We start from the raw sequence: 7,265 nt of genomic DNA on the forward strand, positions 1-7,265 counted from the left end.
TTTCAAGTTTATCTATGCTTTTTTAAACGGATTTCATCAATAACATTCCAAATAAATTCATCTTTTTCAACTGATTCTTGTTTTTCAGAACCATATTTTCTTACATTTACTTCTTGATTCTCTACTTCTTTGTCACCTACAACAATCTGATAAGGTATTTTTTTCATTTGAGCTTCACGAATTTTATATCCCATTTTTTCATTACGATCATCAATTTCAACGCGAACACCTTGCGATTTTAGTTCATCTTGTAAAAGTCTAGCATAATCATAATGTAAATCTACATTTACAGGAATAATTTCAACTTGCATTGGCGCCAACCAAGTTGGAAATGCACCTTTTGTTTCTTCAGTTAAAAATGCAACAAAACGTTCCATAGTAGAAACTACACCACGGTGTATAACTACAGGACGATGTTGTTCTCCATCTTGACCAATGTACGTTAAGTCAAAACGTTCTGGTAAAAGAAAATCAAGTTGTGCTGTTGATAAAGTTTCTTCTTTTCCCATTGCTGTTTTTACTTGAACATCTAACTTAGGTCCATAGAATGCTGCCTCACCAATGGCTTCTTCGTATGTTAAACCTAATTCATCTGATGCTTCTTTAAGCATTGATTCAGCTTTTTCCCACATTTCATCATCATCAAAATACTTGTGCTTATCTTCAGGATCTCTATAACTCAATCTGAAGCGATAATCTTCAAAACCAAAATCTTTGTATACATCTTGAATCATATTAACTACACGTTTAAATTCTTCCTTAATTTGGTCAGGTCTAACAAAAATATGAGAATCATTCAATGTCATTCCTCGAACACGTTGTAAACCTGATACTGCACCACTTGCTTCGTAACGATGCATAGTACCCAATTCAGCAATACGTATAGGTAATTCGCGATAAGAATGGGGTTTATTTTTATAAATCATCATATGATGTGGACAGTTCATTGGTCTTAAGACCATAGCCTCGTCTTCATCTAACTTCATTGCTGGGAACATATCTTCTTGATAATGATCCCAGTGACCAGATGTTTTATATAAATCAACATTGGCTAATACTGGTGTGTAAACATGATCGTATCCCATACTTACTTCTTTATCGACAATATAACGTTCTATTTCCCTACGTATTGTAGCACCATTTGGTAACCATAACGGTAAACCAGCACCAACGAGTTGATTATTTGTAAACAATTCTAAATCTTTACCAATTTTACGATGATCACGCTCACGACGTTCTTCCAACATTTTTAGATGTGCTTTCAAATCTTTTTTGTCAAAGAATGCTGTACCATAAATTCGTTGTAACATTTTATTATCACTATTTCCACGCCAATAAGCACCAGCTGTAGATAATAGTTTGAACTCTTTAATTTTAGAAGTTGAAGGTACATGTACGCCTCGACAAAGATCAGTAAATTCACCTTGTGTATAAAGTGTTACACTTTCATCATCAGGAATTGCATCAATAAGTTCTAATTTATAAGGATCATCCTTGAAGAAGTCTTTTGCTTCTTCTTTACTAACTACTTCTCTTACAATTTTATGATTTTCGTTCACAATTTGTTTCATTGTTTTCTCAATTTTATCAAAATCATCTGATGAAACCTTATCATCCATATCAAAATCATAATAGAATTCGCCTTCTATTACAGGACCAACACCAAATTTAACGTCACCGTATAAACGTTTTAATGCTTGTGCCATTAAATGAGCTGTTGAATGACGAAGTACTTCTAACGCTTCTTCACTCCCAGGCGTAATAATTTCAATAGTTCCATCTTGTTCTAAAGGGCGTGTTAAATCGACAAGTTGACCATTGAATTTTCCCGCAACTGCCTTTTTTCTTAATCCTGGACTAATTGATTGAGCGATGTCTTCTGTAGTAGTCCCTTTATCAAATTCTTTTGTATTACCATCTGGAAATTGAATATTAATTTGATTCATATGTTATCCTCCTATTTAATAAAACATCTGATCGTTGGCTTATTGAATAAATTGACTTTACTGAGCATAAAAAAACTCGCCCCCTAGCAAGGGACGAGTTTGTCGTGGTACCACCCTAGTTAAGTATATGAAAAACATGCGTGACCAGTCATATACTATACTCTACATAAGATAACGGTCTTGAGCCGGATATTCATTACAAATATCAATAATAACGAAGTAGTAATAATTTAATGTGTTAGCCATATTCTCATCAGTTAATGACTTTCTGTGTAACAGAGATTAAATTATCGTATCTTCAATAGTTTCAACGATTAAGATTTATCTCTATTATACACCACATACTTTAAAATTCAATTGTTTCTATAATTTTTGCCAGTCAAATAATAAGGTGACGATAAAGTTTTAATTCTTTCAATAATTCTAGCTGCTTTAGTCTTTTCAGTGCCATCTCTAGTTATTGAAAGATGATGCTCAAGTTCACTATAATTAAAATTAGAACTAAAAAATGTAGGAAGTTCATGTACCATTCTATAATGTAATAAAGGACCAATCACTTCATCTCTTACCCACGGTGTGACTTCTTCTGCGCCAATGTCATCTAACATCAAAATATTAGCTTCTCTCACACGTTGTAATTTTTTTTCAAAACTACCGTCTTTAAAACCACCTTTTAAAGTGCGTATAAATTCTGGTAAATATACAATAGTTGATGAAATCTTTTGCGATTTAAGTTGATTTGCAATAGCACCCAATATGAATGATTTTCCTGTACCAAAAGGCCCATATAAATATAATCCTTTTACTTTTTCATCATTAGTAATTGCTGTACAGATTTTGTCAGCTGCCATTGCTACATCAAGTCTCTCTCGATTATTCATATAAATATCTTTTAGCTTTGCATGAAGTGTATCTCTTTGCATATGGTGAGATATAATAAGTTGTGAATCGAATCGTTCCTCATCATGTTTTATTTTACACGGGCAAGGTAGATATCTAATTTTGATTCTTTCATTTTCGATATATAGTTCAGGAACATGTCCTTTTACAAAATTCGGACAATCATCATAGCGATGTCCATCATAGACTTTTTGTTGGTCTTTATACTCTTGAAGAACATTTAAATCTTCGTCTATCATCTCATTAGTTATATGACTACGATTTCTCTCAAGAAAATGTTTAACGTCAGGATCATTAATCACATTTTGTTTTATTTTTTGTATACGTTTAACTAGATTTTGAGAATCGCCCATGATATTTCTGAAACTTTTCATTAATTATCTTCCTCCTTCCACTTTTGATTTAACTTTTCAAGAAATGCTTGTCGATCTTCTTCGAGAGTGTCATCATTTATATCTTTATTATCTTCTTGATTGTCCCTATTTTGAAGCCATTTAGGCGTCTTTTCTTTGGATAAAAATTGATTTTGTCTTCCACGATTGTTCTGCCGTTTATCATTAGAATGTGTTTCATAATTTTTAGGTTGATTAACTTGTAATGCGTATTCATATGCTTGTTTGGCATTTGAAATACCAATTTTCTTCCAGTTAGAAGCAATTTCGAAAATATAAGATTTTGGCAACTTCATATCTTCTTTTAGCATAACAAACTGTAAAAGTATATTGATTACACCAAAATTCATTTTTTCACGGTTAATCAATTCTTCTATCATACTTTTTTGCGACTGTGTAGGTTCTGAATCAGACCAACTTGCTAACATATCAATCGGACTTGTTTCATCTAGCAGTTGTAACCAATCATTTGTAGTATCTTTTGCGTGTCGATCTTTTTTTTCATCGTTAGTTTTATGTGTTTGATGCTCTAATTTAGGCAATTGATTATCATGTTCAATAAGATAATAAGTTCTAGCTTGCTTACGCATTTCTTCAAAAGATAACTGTTGTGCACTGGTAATGGAGCTTAATATAACATTTTTCATGCCATCTTCAGTAATCCCATAAAGCGTCGCAAGTTGTATAATCAAATTCTTAGCTTCTTTATCGATAATTTCATTACTAATAAAATGATGGTTCAACATCTGTCTCAACATTTCAAAATCAAAAGTTTCATTAGATAAATCTATGCCATTATAATGTTTGATTTGCTTTAAATTAATTTGATCTGAAACATTGACCTTTTTAGGTACATTGAATACTTCTGTAAATTTTCTAGTGGTCTGTTGATATTTGCTTAAATCTTTCTCATCTTTTTCGAAATAAGATTTAAGTGCTTGATAACGCTTTTTATCAACCTCACTAAATAAAAATACTGATAACATAGGATCATTAAAAAATTGATAGGCTGTTGGAGGCTGAATTAACTCATAAACAAAGTGAGAATACTTTTCTTCATGCCTTACAAATGTTTTAATCAATCCAATAGCCTCTAAATTGTCCATTTGCTCCCTAAAATCTAATAAGTTAATTTTTAGTTCATTCATGAATATATAATGCGTTAACCCGAGTTGTTGACTTTCGTCTATGAATTGACTCATAAAATGATAGAGTCCTATTGATTCAACTCCAATTAAAGGGGTAAATAGTCGATTTAAAATATCTAAATGTTGTGAGGTGAATTCGAAATGTGTAATCACCTCAAATCCATCTTGTGGTTTTAGACCATATTCATAGGTTTGTAACCCCATCTATTTATCACTCCGTTTATTATCACTCAAGATACCTTGCATTGACTCTAAGAGTTGATCAACATCTTTGAATTCTTTATATACAGATGCAAATCTTACATAAGAAACTTGGTCAACATGCATTAATAAATTCATAACATGCTCGCCAATTTCTCTAGAAGAAATTTCAGTTTGTCCTTCATCTCTAAGTTGCCACTCCACTTTATTAGTTATGTCTTCAAGTTGTTGATAACGCACTGGTCGTTTCTCGCAAGATCTTACTAAACCATTTAATATTTTTTCTCTTAAAAATTGTTCTCTAGTTCCATCTTTCTTCACTACTATTAATGGACTTACTTCAATATGTTCAAATGTTGTAAAACGCGTTCCGCAATTTTCACATTCTCTTCTACGTCTAATCGCATTGGCCTCATCTGCATGTCTTGAATCAACCACTCTGGAATGTGTAGAATTACATTTCGGGCATTTCATATATATCACCCTCCCAAGTTTGATCACCGTACATTATACTATAAAAGTACGGTGTAAAAAAGAAAGGTCAATTACAACTATAAATGAAAGAATGTAATGATACATTGATAACACCATTATGTGTAAAAAAGGAAAATATATCTTATAAATAAAGGTTTTAGTGTACTATGTTATTTATTAAAAATATTACATTTTAACGTGATTAAACATATTAAATGAATTTCAATCATTTAAATGTACTATACAATTTTATAAATACGACCAAAAGTACCATTATTAAATTATAATTTGAAAGATGATTCGTTAAAATCACCTCATTTCAAAATCATCTCAACTTGATTAATAAATAATGACTATGGATCATTTTTCTATAAAGAAAGTATCTAGTAATATGTCTAAAGCTAATTGGTTATCTATAATAACATCAATGATGCTTCAACTTTGTTTAGGGCTATTTGTATATAAATAAACCTGAGATAATATGGCTATCTCAGGTTTAGTGCAAGTATAAATATTCAATTAAATGGCTTTTACCATTGCTTTATCATCAATTAATTGTCCAATTTTGTCAGCTACTTCAACAACTCTATTCGAATAACCCCATTCATTATCATACCAAGCGATAACTTTCACCTTATTTTGTCCCATAACCATCGTAGATTGAGAATCAATAATAGCTGAATGAGGATTTGTGTTAAAGTCTACAGAAACTAAAGGAGCTTCTTCAACATCAAGAACACCTGTTAAATCGGCATTTTTAAATGCGTCATTAACTTGTGTAACTGTAACATTCTGTTCTAAATCAACAACTAAATCAACGAGAGAGACATTTTTTGTTGGTACTCTTAAAGCCATTCCATGAAGTTTACCTTCAACTTCAGGCAATACTTCTTTAAGTGCTTTAGCAGCACCTGTTGACGTTGGAATAATACTTTCATTACAAGAACGTGCTCTTCTTAAATCTTTGTGTGGATTATCAATATTTTTTTGATCATTTGTTATCGCATGAACTGTTGTCATCAGACCATTTATGATTCCAAATTTATCATTGAGGACTTTTGCAACTGGACCGATACAATTAGTAGTACAAGATGCATTACTAAAGATATCGTATGTATCAATATCAAGTTGATTATCATTGACTCCTTTAACAATCATTTGAACGTCTCCACCTTTAGACGGTCCAGTGAGTAATACCTTTTTAGCACCTGCATTAATATGAGCAACTGCTTTATCTCCATGATTAAATTTACCTGTCGCTTCTATAACAACATCAATATCCATCTCATTCCATGGTAAATTTTCTGGATTGCGATCAGAAAGTAATTTAATTTCATGTCCATTCACTTTAATACCACTTTCTATCGGTTCAACTTTTTTATCATAAACTCCATGCGTCGTATCATAATTAAGTAAATGTGCAATTGTTTCAGGTGGATAACTAGCGTTAATCGCTTTCACATTTAAATTTTTATTATTTAGTGCTATTCGTAACACCATTCTACCTATTCTACCCATACCGTTAATTGCAATATTCGTTGCCATTCAAAGCACCCCTTGTTTTATATGTTATACTTTATGGAAATAGTATAACATATTCAATTTTAAATGAAAGCGTTTACTGACAAATTTATCTATAAATATAAATTAAGCTTTATCATTTATAAGATTTTGATTCAAACATTGACTATGGAATTGAATAAATAAGGATTCTAATAAAACATCTACTTTTGTATTTACTCTATATCGATTAATCGTTTTATAAGAAGAATTTTGAATTTGTGAAAACCACATCATTCGAATACTATCATTAAGAAATTTTTCTACCCGAAAATACAGATTATGTGTAGGCATATAACACTACTTTCAACATCATATTGGAATGCTATAATGTTGCGAAACGATGCGGTCTGAATTCAGTATCGGGAATTGTTTCAACAATATCATTCGCATATTGTGACATATCATGTGTGGGAATATGTACTGAAGTTTCCTTTAGTAAAGTAAGTTGAGTCATATTATAATCTTTATACATAAGGTACCTCGTTAATTTAGTTTAGTGGTATTTGTTAAATTATACGAAAGGACCTAATTTTTGAAAGTATTTCAATGTTAAATTACATATAAATACAAAGTATTTGGGCGAAACTCATGAGAAAATAGGACAAGCTAAAGACTACAGGATGAAGCTGTCCCCTAAGAAA

5 protein-coding genes and 1 pseudogene are annotated in these 7,265 nt (G+C 31.3%); all 6 read right to left on the reverse strand.

Going from position 1 to position 7,265, the window contains the following annotated elements:
- Positions 1-8: 8 nt before the first annotated feature.
- Positions 9-1,946, reverse strand: a complete 1,938-nt coding sequence (gene thrS, locus HMPREF2663_RS01300) for a threonine--tRNA ligase (RefSeq protein ID WP_070845611.1) — start codon at positions 1,944-1,946, stop codon at positions 9-11.
- Positions 1,947-2,299: 353 nt separating this feature from the next.
- Positions 2,300-3,220: a primosomal protein DnaI gene (gene dnaI, locus HMPREF2663_RS01305; RefSeq protein WP_070845613.1), complete on the reverse strand. Its 921-nt coding sequence runs from the start codon at positions 3,218-3,220 to the stop codon at positions 2,300-2,302.
- Positions 3,220-4,590, reverse strand: coding sequence for a replication initiation and membrane attachment family protein (locus HMPREF2663_RS01310; protein WP_002446649.1), 1,371 nt, complete (start codon positions 4,588-4,590; stop codon positions 3,220-3,222). Before HMPREF2663_RS01310 ends, dnaI begins: the two co-directional genes overlap by 1 nt.
- Positions 4,591-5,061 (reverse strand): transcriptional regulator NrdR, encoded by a 471-nt coding sequence (nrdR, locus tag HMPREF2663_RS01315; protein WP_001830825.1) that lies wholly within the window; start codon positions 5,059-5,061, stop codon positions 4,591-4,593. It abuts the gene before it with no gap.
- A 519-nt stretch (positions 5,062-5,580) separates the two neighbouring features.
- Entirely contained in the window at positions 5,581-6,606 is a 1,026-nt protein-coding gene (gene gap, locus HMPREF2663_RS01320; protein WP_002446650.1) for a type I glyceraldehyde-3-phosphate dehydrogenase, read from the reverse strand.
- A gap of 105 nt (positions 6,607-6,711) precedes the next feature.
- Positions 6,712-7,096 (reverse strand): annotated as a pseudogene (locus HMPREF2663_RS12010) (transposase); the annotation flags it as partial.
- Positions 7,097-7,265 lie beyond the last annotated feature (169 nt).

This window comes from Staphylococcus sp. HMSC077D08, from assembly GCF_001837945.1.
Classification (GTDB): Bacteria; Bacillota; Bacilli; order Staphylococcales; family Staphylococcaceae; genus Staphylococcus; species Staphylococcus epidermidis.